General features: G+C 62.8%; 1 protein-coding gene and 1 pseudogene. Both read left to right on the top strand.

The window, feature by feature from the left end:
* The first annotated feature begins 40 nt into the window (after positions 1-40).
* Entirely contained in the window at positions 41-1,015 is a 975-nt protein-coding gene (gene trbG, locus IVB13_RS22045; RefSeq protein WP_247490459.1) for a P-type conjugative transfer protein TrbG, read from the top strand.
* A 146-nt stretch (positions 1,016-1,161) separates the two neighbouring features.
* Positions 1,162-1,609 (top strand): annotated as a pseudogene (locus tag IVB13_RS22040) (conjugal transfer protein TraI); the annotation flags it as partial.

Here is a 1,609-nt window from a genome sequence, read left to right as displayed (position 1 = left end):
ATGTCAACGCGATCAACTGGTCAAAGGAGCTCGGCTAACCATGCCGTCAGATATCGTCATTGCGTCGCGACACGCGCGGCCGCGCTTGCCTCTGGCTCTTCTTATCTGTCTCTCGACGCTCGGCGGCTGCACGACTTTCAGGCCGCCGCAGATCAGCTACGACAACGAGCTCCCGCCGGCCCCGGATTTGCCGGCGCTTGCCGACGACCGGCCGCGACCGCTGCATCTGCCGCCGATCTGGAAGGCTGCGCGCGGCGGCAAAACCGCGGAGGCCAAAGAGCCTGTCGAGCGTATCGAAACTGCGAATGACGCTGCACGTGTGCAGCCTCGCAAAGCGGGCTACTACAATGCGGTGCAAGTGTTTTCCTATAGTCCGGGCGCGCTCTACCAGATCTATGCCGCGCCCGGACAAATTACGGACATTGCCCTTGAGCCCGGTGAGCAGCTGATCGGCTCGGGACCCGTCGCCGCGGGCGATACTGTGCGGTGGGTGGTCGGCGACACCGAAAGTGGGAGTGGCGACAGCCGCCGCGTTCACATCATGGTCAAGCCAACCCGTCCCTTGATCGAGACCAACCTCGTCGTCAATACTGATCGTCGCACTTACTTGATCGAGCTTCGCGCAAAAGAAAAGCCCTATATGCCCTCGGTCGCTTGGTTCTATCCGGCGGATCGTGGCGAGCGAACTCGGGCTTTACCGCCGGCACCCTTTATTCCGGACCTGCCGGCGCGCCGGTACCGTTACGCGATCGAGGGCGACAGCCCCCCGTGGCGTCCCGTCAACGCTTATGATGACGGCCGAAAAACTTATATCGAATTCTCCCCCGGCGTCAGTCAGGGCGAGATGCCGCCGCTCTTCGTGATCGGACCCGACGGCAAAACCGAGCTTGTCAACTACCGCGCGTACGGAAACGTATTGATTGTTGACCGGCTGTTCGCGGCCGCGGAGCTGAGGCTCGGCGAGGAGCACCAGCAGAAGGTCAGGATCGTGCGAACTGACGGGAGGTCGCTTTGAACGATAGTGACCAGGCGATCGATACACCAAAGGAACCGCCTCGCCCCAGGCCGCCGGAAGAGATCGCCGAAACGCTGCGGCTCCGGCCGGACCCTCCACAAGTTGCGCGCCTCTCGCGAAAGGTCCTGATCGGCGTCAGCGCCTTTGTGCTCGTGCTGATCACCGGCGCGGTGCTCTGGGCGCTGCAGGAGAAACGGTCTCGTGTCTCAGCGCCTGAGGAGCTTTACGCCACCGACCGCCACAATGTCGCCGATCAGCTCGCGACCTTACCAAAGGATTACACCGAGATCCCGAAGGCCGTGCCGCGCCTGGGGCCGCCCTTGCCGGGTGATCTCGGCCGCCCGATCGTCGCAGCGCAGGGTTCTTCGACATCCAGCTCCCTTGGTATCGATGCCGAACAGCAACGTGTCACCCAGGAGAGCGAGGCGGCACGGACCAGCAAGGTATTTGCCAGCACCAATGTCCGCCCACAGGCCCCCACCACCTCGTCGAGCGAAGCCCGATCGAGCGCCGCGCCATCATCCGACGAAGCATTTGCTCAGAATGGCCAAGACCGAAAGCTTGCATTCGTCAGTGCAACAGTCGATCGCCGAA

This window comes from Bradyrhizobium sp. 17, from assembly GCF_023073515.1.
Taxonomy (GTDB): domain Bacteria; phylum Pseudomonadota; class Alphaproteobacteria; order Rhizobiales; family Xanthobacteraceae; genus Bradyrhizobium; species Bradyrhizobium canariense_D.
Note: the sequence above shows the minus strand (reverse complement) of the source record. Positions and strands in the feature narration are given on the sequence as shown.

Bases quoted from the DNA above. Each gene is read 5' to 3' on its own strand.
- trbG (WP_247490459.1), top strand. From the start codon at position 41: ATGCCGTCAGATATCGTCATTGCGTCGCGACACGCGCGGCCGCGCTTG.